Origin of the sequence: Anaerospora sp. (assembly GCF_032013335.1) — a bacterium.
Taxonomy (GTDB): Bacteria; Bacillota; Negativicutes; order Sporomusales; family DSM-15969; genus Anaerospora.
The window spans coordinates 158,382-172,813 of record NZ_DALZUO010000007.1; the positions used below are offsets into that span (position 1 = coordinate 158,382).

At 44.5% G+C, this 14,432-nt stretch carries 11 protein-coding genes and 1 pseudogene; 7 read left to right on the forward strand and 5 right to left on the reverse strand.

The window, feature by feature from the left end; all coding sequences use genetic code 11:
* Positions 1–9: 9 nt before the first annotated feature.
* The 3 genes from RTR76_RS08495 to RTR76_RS08505 all read left to right on the forward strand — a co-directional run bounded on the left by RTR76_RS08495 (position 10) and on the right by RTR76_RS08505 (position 3,264).
* Positions 10–1,440, forward strand: a complete 1,431-nt coding sequence (locus tag RTR76_RS08495) for an NCS1 family transporter (protein WP_312519197.1) — start codon at positions 10–12, stop codon at positions 1,438–1,440.
* A 66-nt stretch (positions 1,441–1,506) separates the two neighbouring features.
* A complete protein-coding gene (locus RTR76_RS08500) occupies positions 1,507–3,099 on the forward strand; it encodes an L-lactate permease (RefSeq protein ID WP_312519200.1) in 1,593 nt (530 codons plus the stop codon).
* Positions 3,100–3,105: 6 nt separating this feature from the next.
* On the forward strand, positions 3,106–3,264 hold the full coding sequence (locus RTR76_RS08505) for a hypothetical protein (RefSeq protein ID WP_312519203.1): 159 nt from the start codon (positions 3,106–3,108) through the stop codon (positions 3,262–3,264).
* Between the two features lie 105 nt (positions 3,265–3,369).
* Here the strand turns inward: RTR76_RS08505 and RTR76_RS08510 are convergent, their stop codons facing one another.
* The 3 genes from RTR76_RS08510 to RTR76_RS08520 are packed head-to-tail and all read right to left on the reverse strand — an operon-like array spanning position 3,370 to position 7,464.
* Complete coding sequence (locus RTR76_RS08510; RefSeq protein WP_312519205.1) at positions 3,370–4,986, reverse strand: PucR family transcriptional regulator ligand-binding domain-containing protein; 1,617 nt, start codon at positions 4,984–4,986, stop codon at positions 3,370–3,372.
* A complete protein-coding gene (locus tag RTR76_RS08515) occupies positions 4,983–5,843 on the reverse strand; it encodes an alpha/beta hydrolase (protein WP_312519207.1) in 861 nt (286 codons plus the stop codon). The genes RTR76_RS08510 and RTR76_RS08515 overlap by 4 nt, the downstream gene beginning before the upstream one ends.
* Positions 5,836–7,464: a PucR family transcriptional regulator gene (locus RTR76_RS08520; protein ID WP_312519210.1), complete on the reverse strand. Its 1,629-nt coding sequence runs from the start codon at positions 7,462–7,464 to the stop codon at positions 5,836–5,838. The genes RTR76_RS08515 and RTR76_RS08520 overlap by 8 nt, the downstream gene beginning before the upstream one ends.
* A 138-nt stretch (positions 7,465–7,602) precedes the next feature.
* On the opposite strand from RTR76_RS08520, the gene fdrA reads away from it, so the two are divergent.
* The 4 genes from fdrA to arcC are packed head-to-tail and all read left to right on the forward strand — an operon-like array spanning position 7,603 to position 13,241.
* Entirely contained in the window at positions 7,603–10,602 is a 3,000-nt protein-coding gene (gene fdrA / locus RTR76_RS08525) for an acyl-CoA synthetase FdrA (protein ID WP_312519213.1), read from the forward strand.
* A 28-nt stretch (positions 10,603–10,630) separates the two neighbouring features.
* On the forward strand, positions 10,631–11,461 hold the full coding sequence (locus RTR76_RS08530; RefSeq protein WP_312519215.1) for a DUF2877 domain-containing protein: 831 nt from the start codon (positions 10,631–10,633) through the stop codon (positions 11,459–11,461).
* A 42-nt stretch (positions 11,462–11,503) separates the two neighbouring features.
* Complete coding sequence (gene allE, locus RTR76_RS08535) at positions 11,504–12,289, forward strand: (S)-ureidoglycine aminohydrolase (protein WP_312519218.1); 786 nt, start codon at positions 11,504–11,506, stop codon at positions 12,287–12,289.
* A gap of 13 nt (positions 12,290–12,302) precedes the next feature.
* Positions 12,303–13,241, forward strand: a complete 939-nt coding sequence (gene arcC, locus RTR76_RS08540) for a carbamate kinase (protein WP_312519221.1) — start codon at positions 12,303–12,305, stop codon at positions 13,239–13,241.
* A gap of 62 nt (positions 13,242–13,303) precedes the next feature.
* Here arcC and RTR76_RS08545 read toward each other — a convergent pair whose 3' ends face one another.
* Entirely contained in the window at positions 13,304–13,642 is a 339-nt protein-coding gene (locus RTR76_RS08545; RefSeq protein WP_312519225.1) for a phage holin family protein, read from the reverse strand.
* 116 nt (positions 13,643–13,758) lie between these two features.
* Positions 13,759–14,432: pseudogene (locus RTR76_RS08550) on the reverse strand (collagen-like protein); the annotation flags it as partial.

Here is a 14,432-nt window from a genome sequence, read left to right on the forward strand (position 1 = left end):
GACTTTTCAATGAGCGAAAACTTGGGAAGCAACGACACGAATACGGCGAATTTCCAACACGGCGCAGGAGTGGATGAATCTCTTATTCCCAAATCAGCCGCTGCCAGGACCGTAGGCCCAATTGATTACATGTTTATGTGGTTAGGGGATGGTGTTAACCTAGGCAATATGACGCTGGGATCAAGTTTGGTTGTCGCCGGTATCGCAACCCTAAACATCTTTCAGACCTTTGTAGCAGCCATTATTGCCATTGGTATTATCTCAGCTGTCTTTGCATTAAATGACAGAATGGGCTATCAAACAGGGATACCCTATGTTGTACAACTCAGAATGTCCTTCGGTATAAAAGGCTCTGTCATTTCTTCCTTATTGCGCGGGATTCCTGCTATCATCTGGTATGGTTTTCAAAGCTGGATTGGCGGTACGGCTTTAAATGAGATTGCCAAAATTGTTACAGGCGGCACCTTTGATAATATTTTTGCCTGTTTTGTAGTGCTGCAGGTGGTACAAATCATTCTCTCACTCTATGGTTTTCATGCCATTAAATGGGTTGAATCCGTTATTTCCACTGTTATCATGTTAGCCCTGCTTTATGTATTTTTAGTTCTGCTTAACTCCCACAGTGCAGTTATTGTTGAGAAGTGGGTGCATGCCAAAGGTACCTGGGGACTACCGTTTTTTGCCTTCATCATGATGTTTATGGGTAATTATGCAGCAATCTTTTTAAGTGCAGCCGACTATTCGCGGGAATTAAAAGCCGGAATTAGTAACGGCAAACGAGGCTTGTTATACTTTTTCCCCATCGTAGTCGCTTATGGCTCTGTACTGTGTATTGGGGCAATGCTTGCTGCTGCAACGGGTATATCCAATCCGGTTAAAGCGTTTGCAATAGTCGTTAATAACAATTATATTACCTTATTTGTATCGGCCTTTATTGTTATGGGAGCGGTTGCCGTAAATATGGTTGCTAATATTATTCCTCCAACCTACGTAATTACCTTAATTACAAAATTGAAATATAAAGTAGCTGTTACTATATCGGGCTTACTTGCTTTAGGGGCATGCCCCTGGGTTCTGGTACAAGATTCCTCGGCCGAGGGGCTTGGCTTGTTTATCCTGATTTACTCTGCCTTCTTAGGGCCGATTGTGTCCATCTTGTTACTTGAGTTTTATGCTTTAAGAAAAGGACAGCCGGTTGTTATTGCTGATTTATACAAGGAAGACGGTCAGTTTGCGGGCTATAATCCTTGCGCAATAATTGCCATGCTGATTGGGGCCGGGGCCGCTTTTATGAAAGTAGAGCTGGCCTGGATTATCGGTTTTGTGGTAGCGGGTATTTCTTACTATCTGTTAATGAAGTACGCCTATCAGGATTCTAACTTCAAAATAGGTACTATATTTGAGAAAAAACTGGACTTAGGTAAACAAACTAATCTGTAATACGTACTATGTGGCCGCAAGCATGGTAACACGGATTAACCATTAAAAAGATTAGGAGGGAGCAATATGTCGATAAATATTGGACAGTGGTTTGCTACCCTAGTGCCGATACTTGTGTTACTAGTGCTGTTGCTTCACTGTAAATGGGGTGGCGATGAGGCGGCATCGGCCGGACTGTTGTTTTCCATACTCATCGCCTATGTTGTTTTTGGCGGCGGAATCGATATGATTGCTTTAGCTGTTGCTAAAGGAATGTGGTATTCGCTATCTATCGTTTTAGTAGTATTTCCTGCGCTGATCATTTATGAAGTTTCGCGGGAATCGGGCGCTTTTGCCGTAATTCGGGAAGGCATGCAGCGCTTTACGCCTGACAAGGTTCTGCAAGTTTTGGCTGTGGGCTGGGTTTTCGTCGGCTTCCTCCAGGGGATTACCGGTTTTGGTGTTCCGGTAGTTGTCGGCGCGCCGCTGCTAATCGGCATGGGTGTAAAACCGTTGACAGCCGTACTCATTACTTTGCTGGGCCAGGCCTGGGGTAATACATTCGGAACATTAGGGTTAGCCTGGGATGGATTAATCAGCCAGGTGGATGTTAGTGATCCGTTGACTATGAACAGAGCCATTATCTGGACTACCGCGATGTTAGGTATTGTCAATCTCATAGCCGGACTGCTGATAGCCGGATTGGCCGGCGGGTCCCGTGGGGTAAAACGTAACGCCGTTACTGTAATCCTGTTGGGGATTTTGCAAGGTGCGGGGCAAATGGGAATTGCATTGCTGAATCCTATGCTGTGCAACTTTGTTGTTGCCTCTTTATCGCTGGGACTGATATTTGTCATTGGCAGACTGGAGTATTATCGCCAGCCGGTGGAGCTATTTGACCCGGCTGAAGAAAAGGCAGATAATACGGCAGCAGGCAGTAGAATGAATATTCAGCAGGCATTTATGCCGTATTTGTTTTTGATTGTCATTGCCGTTGTTGTGTTACTGAACGACAATATCAAGAACTATCTCGGGCAATGGAAGCTTTCACTAGCCTTTGCCGGAAAAAATACAGCACTAGGCTTTGAAACCCATAGCTACTCAGCGTATGCACCACTTGCGCCGCTTACTCATTCCGGAGCCTTTTTGCTATTAGCTGGTATCGTCGGCTATATCTGCTATATACAATGGGGATATATACAAGCAGGCGGCATGAAGCGCATACTGAAAAATTCGCTCAACAAAACAATCCCTTCCGCTATTGCTGTAATAGGTTTGACGGCTATGTCTAAGGTTATGGATGAAACAGGTCAGACAACGGTGCTGGCCCAGGGAGTCGCTGCAGTGACTGGCGGCATTTACCCGCTGCTTTCTCCGTTTATCGGACTGTTAGGAACCTTTATGACCAGCAGCAATTTGTCTTCGAATATATTATTTGGCAGCTTTCAGCAAAAGGTGGCATTGATGCTGCAGATCGATAAGGTTCCTTTGCTTGCGGCACAGACTGTCGGCGGTGCTATTGGCAGTATTATTGCGCCTAGCAAGATTTTGTTAGGGACGACTACTGCCGGGATATTGGGCCAGGAAGGGCTTGTTATCAGTAAGGTTTTAGGAGGGGCATTGCTGCTGTGCGCGATATTTGGTGCAGTTGTTTTTGCCTCATACCAATTCGGGTGGTGAGAAAAAATGCAGCAGCTAGTGGCATTCTTGCCAGTATGTATTCTTTTGTCTTTTCCAGTATTATACTTTGGTGGTCATGCCAGCAGCAGTGCCGGAGCTATGATAGGGATACTGGTTTTGTTCCTGGGCATGTCGGGACCGCTTATAAAGCGTATAATTAAATAAACGGTATGAACAGGGATATAGCATACAAAAAAACAGGATATGACGACAAGTCATGTCCTGTTTCTCTATCGTTACTTGCTTTCTCCTATGGCACCAAGCTGGCCCTTATGCTTCGGAAAGCAGCAGCGCAAGCCGAAGCTGCAAAGAATAATCGGGATTGGAAAGGGAGGTGTCTAACAGTTCATTTAATCGGGCTATCCGGTATTTTACTGTGTTACGGTGAATGTAGAGGGCCCGGGCCGTTTCCGCAATATCACCCTGGCAATTTAAGTAGGTTTGCAGTGTTTGCCGGAGGATGATTTGCGTTTCCTGCTCAGGGTAAGCCAGGGATTTTAACACGCAGGTACAGAAGTGGCGGGCATGTTCCTGCGGGACAAAGCGCAATAGTTCGGAAACGCCTTGAGAAAAATAGGTGCGGAAGAATGCTTTCATACCCTCCGTCTTGCATTGATGATAAATGGCTTCGGCCTCAATGCGGGAGAAGGCGACAGACTGGAGCGCATTAACGGGATTGCCTGCAGCACAGGAAATGGAGATGGAAAGATAGGTGGTCATTTGTTTTCTAATGGCAGCAATGGCACTTTCTAAGTTCTCCACAGGTTTTTGCAAGAGTACCATTATCTTTTCGCTTTTTTGGCAGGAAAACAAAAGCGTATCTTTACCTAACATTTCAATATGGCGTTCCAACCAATCATACACAAGCGAGTACAGATCAGACTGGGTAGAATTTTTTTCTGTCATTAAATCGTCAATGCCGATGATTAGGAACCGGTAATAATCCGAGGCTATTAAGCCAAGGCCGACACCCTGGTCCAGAAAAACTGAGTTGTCAACATTGCTGGTACTGTGAGTTAGGCGCCGCACAGCATCTTCCTGCATCCGACGATGCAATTCTCTCAGTTTCTGGTTTTTATAAAGGGAGAAAGCGGCAGCAGCGGCAGTCTGCTCAATGACAAGATAGGAGAAGGGATAAGGAATTTTTTCCTTTTCCAGCACAATAAGCAAATGGGGATAGACAGAGGCGGCCCAAACAGGAAAGATCCATGCAGTATACGGACGAGGGGCCTGAATATAGAGTGAAGAGGGTATGGCGGCCGAAGGTGAGGCTTTAACAGTATTGCTGTCTTTGATTGCAGCCAACGCCTGCTGCATTTCTGGTGTTTTCTTACCCCGCGGCAGGGAGGTTTCGATTATCTCAAAAAAAGGGTCTGTTACAAATACGGTCTGGCGGATCGTTCGGCTGAGATGGGCAAGGATGGTAGCAAGCGGTGTATCCTGTACTAGCATATGGGAATATTCACGCTGGATTTTTAGAGCACTTAACAGCTGTTCGTTTTCCAGGTTCCAAAGGTACGAGAGGAATTGATGGCAGGTTATGCCAAGCGTCCAGGAACTAGGTACCTGAATGAGCGGAAAGCCAAGTTTATCGGCTGTTTCGATAATCGTGGGATCGAGCTTGTCAATAAACCGGCCTAATTTTACACAGATTCCGGCAATAGGCACACGATTTAAATCCTCGATCATCTGACAGAAGGCGGATGGATGATCCTTAAAGGCCATACCGGTTGTTATCAGCAGAGAATGGGGTTTGATAAAATTAGTGATGTCCGGAGTCTCTGAAATATCGGCACTGTCCACTTTGCGGGTCAAATCGGCAAGGCGGTTCAAAACAACCATTTGCGAAAAAGGCTGAATTTTTAACAGTTCTGCAATCGAAGTCATATTCTATCATCCAGCCATTCGATTATTTCGTCATACGTCAGTCTTCCGGACTCATCGTTTAGATCCCTGTCAAAGTCGTGGACTTCTTTGTAAATCGTTATCAAATGTGAATCTGGAATGAACTTAAGGAGCGACTTGCTCATTCGGAAAGGCACATCGGGATCTAAGGTGGATGCTGCCAAAATTGTTGGCGGAAAAGAACGGAGCGTTTCGTTCGTTAACGAGTATTTTGCCGGATCTTCCGGGCTGCAAAGGTAGTTTATCCACGTTCCATCCTGTCTGGCCTTTATGTACAGGGCCAATCTGGAATCCATCGGGCCATAGGTCACCGGGCCGTCAGCGATGATTTTTTTTATGCTGTCCTCCGGTACTTTGGCTAACTTGTTGTAATGCTTGCTTGGTGTGTTGAATTCAATTTCGTTTAGTTTTGTATAGCCATAAAGGCTTATGAGTGCAGTTGGCAGCAGTATATTATTGTTAATTAATGCATTGCAAAGCATAAAAGCGAGATAGGCTCCGGCCGATCTGCCAAACAGCACATATTGATTATCTTTCAACGTAAACGTACTATCCGCATTTTTTATATAGAAGGTTAGTATGTCGAAAACTGAGCTTAGAATTTGATCCAATTTTGATTCAGGTGCCAAAGGATAATCTAACGCCAAAAAATCATATCCGGCATGTAAAAATTTATTGATATAAACTTCCGGAAGGTCGTCTCTTACGCCATATAACATTCCGCCGCCATGTAAATAGATAATCGTAACATTTTTTCTGGTAGTGTGTGCTCTATGCAAATTTGCCTTTAGTTTTGTATTTTCTTCTGTAACAAAGCTATAAACTTCCGGTTCATTCATTCGTTTTTCTCCCGTCAATCAATTTAAACAGTCTCGCTGCTATTTGAATTTGCAGCAATTCCTCCGGGTTTGCAAAATTTACATTAAGAATCGTTTTTGTTTTGTCAATTCGATATCGTACTGTCTTGGGGTGAAGATACAGTTTTTCAGAGGTGAGAATATAATTTTGATTTGTATCGAGAAAAGTATGCAGAGTTTCAAATAGCAGCGGATACTGGGATTTAAAAGTAGTTAACCTCGCTGATATGAATTTCTTAAGGTCTGCCAAGTTGTTGGAATCCAGGAACAGTTTGTAAATTCCCAAGTCTTCGTACAGCAAGATATTATTTGGATTATAAAATAGTCGTAGTATCTTTTCTGTGTCTAACGCTTCTCTGTTTGCCTGGGGGATGCTAAGCTTTTCAACTTTTGAACTTATGCTCACATTATAATAAAAATCTTTAAACACATTATTTTGAACCAGTGTATTCATCTTTTTTTCGATAGTATGCGGATTAATTCCGGCAGTAACATCATTAAAATTATGGATAAATACGACTACATCTAATCTCTCCAGGAAAACGATATCTTTTAAACTGTCTCTAATTTTAAGTCTAATCTGACGTAGTGTTTGAGGGAGAAGGTCTTTGTTTACATTTTTCTTTTCGTCCCGCGGATAAAGCTTGATCAGCATGAGTTGATAGTACTTATATTTGTTGATAGTAAGGGAATCCAAAACCTCATTGATATCTTTTTCTTCGAAAAGCCGGTCATTGAGTAAGTCGCTGATAATGTTATTTTTTTGTTGAAATAGATTTTGTGAGATTACATATTTTTTCAACAATTCCATTTGCAAAAATTTAACGCCATTTTCTATTACCATAAAATCTTCTGAGCTAACTTGCTCCGGGAGCTCATGGATGACCAATTCATAGTCGTCATAGCCAAGATGCGGTATTTGGACCCTAATCTGCTTGCCGGTTATGGGAGGATTGGTACCGTTATAGATCACACCATTACGTTCGTATTTGAAATGGACATACTTCTCTGTTAACACTTCGCTTGTACTTATGATTGTCACGTTAGAGAGTTCCCGATTTGTTGCGATTTCAATTCCTTTTGTTGTGTTAATAAGGCTTACATCACGTAAAATCATTTTTTTAAATTCATATAATATCTCGTCAATTGACGGCATTTTCAATGCCAGTTTAGTCAGTTCGCTATGGATTTCGTAGTACTTATTTAACAGATTAATATTTGCATTGATGATGGGTCCTACTATTTCGAGAATGATGGATTCATATTTTACGTCTTTGTTAATTTGGATTAAGGGAATTGTATGCAGTTCACATAGCTCAATTAGTTTATTGGGGATGTGAGTAACTAATCTATCAATTTTAATGATGATCGCACTAATGCCAATAATGTGGAGTTTTTCAAAAAATACTTCCAGTTCACTATCACTCAAATTGTGCAGGGCAAAAAAACTGGTGAGGATTACTTCACCATGACGCCCCCAGTTTGCTATATCTGTTGCTTCCAGTACATTAACACCGGTTATGTTGTTTACAATGCCTTTTTCACCGGCTAATAATTTTGCGCTATAAAGAGTTGGCATTTTTAAGATATCTTTGATATTCACTTTCCTACTCCTTTATCCTCAGGGTATAAAAAAAACACTTTTTTTATATGTTTTATACCAATGATAATGCAAAAAAAAAGTGCTATAATGACGATGAGCTATTTAACAAAATATTAGCACAATGAAGGGGATTTGGAAATGCTATATACAGTAATTAAGAAAAATAGTTATCAAGACTCTATTAATCTTATGTTACTCACAAATTCAATCAATACTATTGCCGGTATAGCAAAGTGTTCCATTATGATGGGGACGGATGCAAATAAGGATATTCTTAATAATGGCGGACTGCTTACTGCTGAGGCAGGAAGTGCCGCTCCTAGCGATATGGTAATTGTAGTTGAAACTGAAGATAAAAGTATTATTGAAACCGTTCTTAGTGAAGCGGAAAAGTTCTTAAGTGATTTGGCTGTAAAAAGAAAGAGCACTGCCATTGAAAGTGTAACAAGCATAGATGCGGCATTAGCCCAAATGCCTGATGCGAACTTAGCGCTGTTTTCCATTCCCGGAGAATATGCTGCCGGCGACATTGAAAAAGCGCTGGATAAAGGGTTGAACGTATTTTCCTTCACTGATAACATTCCGTTGGAAGAGGAAGTAAGGCTTAAGCAGAAAGCGCATGACAAGGGATTGTTATTGATGGGGCCTGACTGCGGCACCGGCATTATTTCCGGCGTTCCTATTGCGTTCACCAATGTCGTAAAACCCGGCAATATCGGCATTGTCGGGGCCTCGGGGACAGGTATACAAGAGGTTACTACGATCATTGACAGACTTGGCGGTGGCGTTGTCCACGCAATCGGAACAGGCGGTCGTGATCTAAGCGCAGAGGTTAATGCCATAACCGTCCGGGATGCCATATTGGGACTTGAACTGCATGATCCTACCGATGTTATTGTCGTAATTTCAAAACCGCCGGCCCCCAAAGTCCGGGATGAAATTGTAGAACTGCTGCATAGTCTTTCAAAACCAGTAGTCGCTATATTCCTCGGCGAAAAGCCGGATCACCACGAGGGCAATGTGTATTTGGCCCATACGCTGGAAGAAACGGCAATGATTGCGTTAGACCTTGCCAAGAACAGACCGGTTAAGCCTAACTATATGGAAGAAATAAGCTGCGAGGTAAAGACACCGCTGACGCCCGAAAAAACGGTAAAGGGATTGTATTCCGGCGGTACGCTTGGTGCAGAAGCAGCCATGCTTATCACTGAAGCGTTAGGGCTCGGTAAATTGATCAAACAGGAGGGGTATCTCCTTAACGCCAATGGTTACGAAGTAATGGATTTGGGCGATGACATTTACACGCAGGGTAAACCACATCCCATGATCGATCCGGAGGTTAGAATACATAAAATAAAAGAATATGCCAAGGACGAAAACACCGGCGTAATCCTGCTGGACTGCGTATTGGGCTACGGTTCGCATCCGGATATGGCCGGAGCCTTAGCCGATGTAATCAAGGAAGCAATACAAACGGCCAAAGAAAATGGCCGGGAACTGTATGTTGTAGCGACTGTTTGCGGAACGGCACATGACCCGCAAAACTACCAGGCAGCAATCAATAAACTGAAAGAATGCGGTGTATTGGTAGAAGAAAGCAATGCCAAGGCGGTCCGGCTGGCCCTTAAGCTAAAAGGGATAGACTATAAAGAAGCAGATAAATATGTAGTAGCTGCACAGTCAGCCAAGAAAGCGCTGCCTGCGGTCAGTGACAGTGTAATGGATCTCTTAAACTCCAAACCCCGTATTGTCAATATTGGTCTTGCCAGCTTCACCGAATCAATTCTGACTTACGGCGGCAGCGCGGTACAATACGACTGGAAACCGGCGGCTGGAGGCGATAAAAGACTGATTAAGATCCTAAACTCTCTTGCCAAAATTGCAGAAGTTGAAGCAGCCAATCATGAAGTCATTGACCGGATGAAAAACTCACAGCCATTCCTGGTTGACGTAGTCCCGGCAAAATCAGTGATTGAAATCTTGCAGGATAAAGTGCTGCTCCATGCCGGTCCACCTATTGAATACAAAAATATGACAGGCCCGATGCAAGGTTCTTGTATCGGCGCGGTATTATTTGAAGGCTGGGCGCCGGATGAAGCTAGCGCCAGAGAACTGCTGGCAAATGGCGGCGTAAAATTCTCACCTTGCCACCATGTAAACGCTGTAGGTCCTATGGGCGGGATTACCTCAGGCAACATGCCGGTTATGGTCGTGGAAAACAAACTGGATGGTTCCGTTGCCTATTGCATAATGAACGAAGGTATCGGCAAAGTGCTTCGCTTCGGTGCTTATTCGGAAGAGGTAATAGCCAGATTACGCTGGATGAGGGATACATTAGGACCGGTGTTATCGAAGGCATTGAAACGTAAAGAAGGCGGCTTAAATCTGAATGTACTCATCGCCAAAGCCATTACCATGGGTGATGAATTCCATCAAAGAAATATAGCTGCTTCCCTTATTTTCATGAAAGATGTGACTCCGCTAATCACAGAACTTGACATTGACCAACAAGAAAAATACAGTGTAATCAAGTTCCTGGCCGATACCGATCAATTTTTCTTAAATGTCATGATGGCGGCGGGGAAGTCGATCGTGGATTGTGCGCGTAAGGTGACAAGTGGTACGATAGTAACAACCATGGCCAGGAATGGACAGAATTTTGGTGTAAGGATAAGCGGCATGGGAGATGAATGGTTCACGGCACCGGTTAACACGCCCAATGGACTGTACTTTACCGGCTATTCGGCAGATGACGCCAATCCGGATATCGGCGACAGCGCCATTACCGAAACAGTAGGGGTTGGTGCCATGGCAATGATCGCAGCTCCCGGTGTTACCAGATTTGTCGGTGCAGGCGGATTCCAGGATGCATGGAAGGTGTCCAGTGAAATGAATGAAATCTGTATTGCTAACAATGCAAACTGGAGCATTCCTACCTGGGACTTTAGAGGGGCATGCCTTGGGATCGATGCCAGAAAAGTAGTTGAAACGGGTATTACACCGCTCATCAATACAGGCATAGCCCATAAAAACGCGGGAGTAGGCCAAATCGGAGCCGGAACGGTACGCGCGCCATTGGCCTGCTTTGAAAAAGCAGTTACTGCTTACGCGAAAAAACTAGGGATAGAAGTTGAATAGCAAGGAAATGAAAAATCATAGAGAGGCAATGAGTAATTTAGTGCCTCTCTATCTTAAAGAATTTAGCGTAGGGAAAGTCCACAGTAAATTTAATAACGGAATCAATATTCAAATAGAAGAGCATTTAATTTTTATCGGTCGTTGTGCAACTCCGTTAGCTGCCTTTGGCCTGAATATAGATGAAGAGAAATTGCAGCAGCTGCTGAGTGTGGTGAAAACCGGGGATTTGGTTGTAAACAAGCGGAGCAAGTTGATTTTTTACAGCGGTCTGGGAGTAAGCACTGTTTGTTATCAAGATCTTGCAGAAATAGATGTAAGGCTTCCCCAAATAGCTTGCAGCGTGAAAGCAATACCGGATAGCCTGCTGTATCAATCTTTGGCAGCAATTGAATTTGAGAAGGTTATCGGTCTTGAGCTCGACGAAAAAACCACTAAGTATGTAGAGCTGTTAGTGCACTCCGACAAAGAAAATTGGAATATAAATTCCATGATTATCAATTTTTTTGCCGGCAGAGGCAAGGGTCTGACACCCAGCGGCGATGACATTCTCATCGGATTCACCCTGGCGCTTATGCTGTTTGGTCAATTTAATGCTTGGAAGAAAGCGCTGGCGATGGAGGTCACTGACGATAAATCAACCTTGATCAGCGTAGCCTATCTCGGTGCCTTATTGGCAGGATATGCGAGTGAGCCGCTTATACGGCTGGTAAAGCTGATAGATCATACAGAGATAAATGCAATAGCAAAAACGATAACCGAAGTAAGGTCTTTTGGTCATACTTCAGGCGATGATACCTTGTTTGGGTTTTTCTTAGGATTAGAATTTTTAATCAATCAAGAAAAGGAGCAGTGTGAGTAAAGCAAGAAATCAAAAAGCTGTAATTAATAGGGAGGTTAATGTATGAGCTACCTTAATAATGTTGTCGGTTATAGAAAAGATCTGTTAACAAATCGGTCTGTGGTTAAGAAAGATAATTATGTATTGCTCGACCCGGATGGCCTGGTCAAAAATGTCATTCCCGGTTTTGATAACTGCGATGTCACCATTCTCGGCTCACCCAAGCTGGGTGCAAGCTTTGTCGATTACCTTGTTACCATTCATGACGGGGGCAAGAATGAACTTGGCTTTGGTGACGAAGGGGTTGAAACCCTGTTTTACTTGCTGGAAGGGAGCCTGGCGGTTAAAGCCGGGGAACAGTCTCATTCGTTAAGCAAGGGTGGTTTTGTGTATTGTCCTCCCGGCACCAAGCTTTATTTCCAGAATAAAAGCGGTAAAGCCGCAAAAGCGTTCCTGTATAAGCGCGTTTATAAACGTCTGGCAGGGTATGAACCGTATGTTGTTACAGGCAACACAGAAGACATGGAATGGGTACAGTACGAAGGCATGAAAGATGTTTTAGTCAAAGACTTTTTACCCAAAGACCTGGCCTTTGACTGCAATTTTCACATTCTAAGCTTCAAGCCCGGTGCTTCTCATGGCTATGTGGAGACACATGTTCAGGAGCACGGCGCTTACTGCCTGAGTGGGCAAGGCATGTACAATCTGGATAATGACTGGATTCCCGTGCAAAAAGGCGACTATATTTTCATGAGCGCCTATTGTCTGCAAGCCTGCTATGCCGTGGGCCGTGACGAAGAGTTTGCTTATGTTTATTCCAAAGATTGCAACCGCGATATATCACTATAACTAGGAGCGTAATATGAACAAACAGTTGGTTATTGCTTTAGGGGGCAATGCGCTCGGTAATACTCCTGGTGAACAAAAACAGGCTGTACTGGCTGCAGCCAATCATATTGTAAATCTTGTCAAGGACGGTTATAAAATCGTCATTGTCCATGGTAACGGCCCTCAGGTTGGTATGATTAATTTAGCCTTTGAGCTCGCCTACCAGCAAAATTCAAATGTCTCCTCCATGCCGTTTGCCGAATGTTGTGGTATGAGTCAGGGCTATATCGGGTTCCATTTGCAAAATGCCTTGCAGAATACATTTTTTGAACAAGGCTTGGCCACACATGTTTCTACCGCTATCACGCAGGTCATTGTTGACCAAAACGATCCGGCTTTCCAGCACCCCACTAAACCGGTTGGCTTATTCTACTCGGAAGAAGCAGCTAAAGAGATTGAGCAGGCGAAGGGTTACACCTTCGTGGAGGACTCGGGAAGAGGCTTCAGGCGGGTTGTACCCTCACCCGAACCGGTTGATATTAAGGAGAAAGGGACCATCCGCTGCCTCATGGACAACGGCGATGTTGTTATTGCCTGCGGAGGAGGGGGTATCCCTGTATACCGTGAAGCTGGGATACTTCATAGTGTTGATGCAGTGATCGATAAAGATAAAGCAGCAGCCAAGCTGGCTGATGTTATCAATGCGGATGCACTCATTATTTTGACGGCAGTACCCCGTGTTGCCGTCAACTTTGGCAAACCGGATCAAAAATGGCTGGAACGTATCACCATTGAAGACGCGCATCGCTATATGGCGGAAGGGCACTTTGCCCCGGGGTCGATGCTGCCCAAAGTCGAGGCGGCTGTTAAGTTCGTTACATCCGGGCCTGGCCGGGAAGCTATTATCACATCATTGGAGAATGCATACCATGCGGTCACTGCAGCTAACGGCACGATAATTTGTTCAAAATAAAAAGACCAGTATTTTAAATAAAAAACTGCCCTGCGGCTCTTAGCTGAGCTGCAGGGCAGTTTTTAATCAAATAGGCCGTTCATGATGATGTTTGCCACAGATATAATAAAGGCCGCGGCAAAAGCCAGCGCAAAGGACGGGATGAATAAGCCGCTGATGAGGTGCTCAGTCATCATGACTAGCACAGTATTGATCACCAGTGTGAAGAGCCCCAAAGTAAGAAAGGTGATCGGCAGGGAGATTAAGACCAGCAGCGGTTTAATAAACAAATTGAGCACGCCCAGGGCGATGCCTGCCCAGAAAAAGCTCTCCAGGGAGGCGGCCTGGATGGCCGGAAACAAGGCGGCGGCTATGTAGAAGCCCAGCATATTGGCAAGGCAGCGGATTAGTATTGTTTTCATATGTTTGTCCTCTCCATATAGTTGTTATACGATGAATATAATACAGAACCAGGAAGAAAACAATAGGTAAGTTGAAAGGACCTGCAATGCTGCAGGTCCCTTTAAGTACTGCCGGGTTAGGGGGTGAGCTTCAGTGCTGTTATTGCAGCATTAACGCCTGTTTGGATGCTTTGAGGGACTATCCGTAGATTGACTGTTCCAGGAGGTGTACTTAATGTGTTACTGGTGTGATTTCTTAAGGTTAAGGTGTGTCCGGCAGCAACAGTGAGTATGATCATGCCTGTAACCGCGTTAAAGGTACTGATATCAAAAGTGCTGGAGGGAATAGCGGTGCCATTATGGAAAAGCGTAAATTGGCTTTCTTCGTTTGTTGAGATGAAGAAGTTTATTAGATAAGTACCGCTGCTTTCAAAGGTAAGGGTAGGTGAGCCCGGCAAGTGAGTAAAGCCGATTATGATACCATTAGCCTCAAAGTTAACATCGGTTTCAACTGGGACTATTTGTGCACTTTTATTGTAAATGTGAGCATAAGCGGCGAGGCCCTGTGGTGCAGTAGCCCCGGTAGCTCCAGTAGCGCCAGTGACACCTGTTGCACCAGTGAGCCCGGTAGCCCCGGTGGCTCCAGTGGCTCCAGTAGCCCCAGTAGCTCCAGTGAGGCCGGTAGCGCCAGTGACCCCAGTCAGGCCGGTAGCGCCGGTAGCTCCTGTCGCCCCAGTAGCTCCAGTTGCCCCGGTGGCCCCGGTAGCGCCGGTAGTTCCGATTGCCCCTGCAGTGCCTGGATCGCCCGTAG

What these genes read in the sequence shown, in the direction of transcription:
- RTR76_RS08495 (WP_312519197.1), top strand. Translation starts at nt 10, where the DNA reads ATGAGCGAAAACTTGGGAAGCAACGACACGAATACGGCGAATTTCCAA.
- RTR76_RS08500 (WP_312519200.1), top strand. Translation starts at nt 1,507, where the DNA reads ATGTCGATAAATATTGGACAGTGGTTTGCTACCCTAGTGCCGATACTT.
- RTR76_RS08505 (WP_312519203.1), top strand. Translation starts at nt 3,106, where the DNA reads ATGCAGCAGCTAGTGGCATTCTTGCCAGTATGTATTCTTTTGTCTTTT.
- RTR76_RS08510 (WP_312519205.1), bottom strand. Translation starts at nt 4,986, where the DNA reads ATGACTTCGATTGCAGAACTGTTAAAAATTCAGCCTTTTTCGCAAATG.
- RTR76_RS08515 (WP_312519207.1), bottom strand. Translation starts at nt 5,843, where the DNA reads ATGAATGAACCGGAAGTTTATAGCTTTGTTACAGAAGAAAATACAAAA.
- fdrA (WP_312519213.1), top strand. Translation starts at nt 7,603, where the DNA reads ATGCTATATACAGTAATTAAGAAAAATAGTTATCAAGACTCTATTAAT.
- RTR76_RS08530 (WP_312519215.1), top strand. Translation starts at nt 10,631, where the DNA reads ATGAGTAATTTAGTGCCTCTCTATCTTAAAGAATTTAGCGTAGGGAAA.
- allE (WP_312519218.1), top strand. Translation starts at nt 11,504, where the DNA reads ATGAGCTACCTTAATAATGTTGTCGGTTATAGAAAAGATCTGTTAACA.
- arcC (WP_312519221.1), top strand. Translation starts at nt 12,303, where the DNA reads ATGAACAAACAGTTGGTTATTGCTTTAGGGGGCAATGCGCTCGGTAAT.
- RTR76_RS08545 (WP_312519225.1), bottom strand. Translation starts at nt 13,642, where the DNA reads ATGAAAACAATACTAATCCGCTGCCTTGCCAATATGCTGGGCTTCTAC.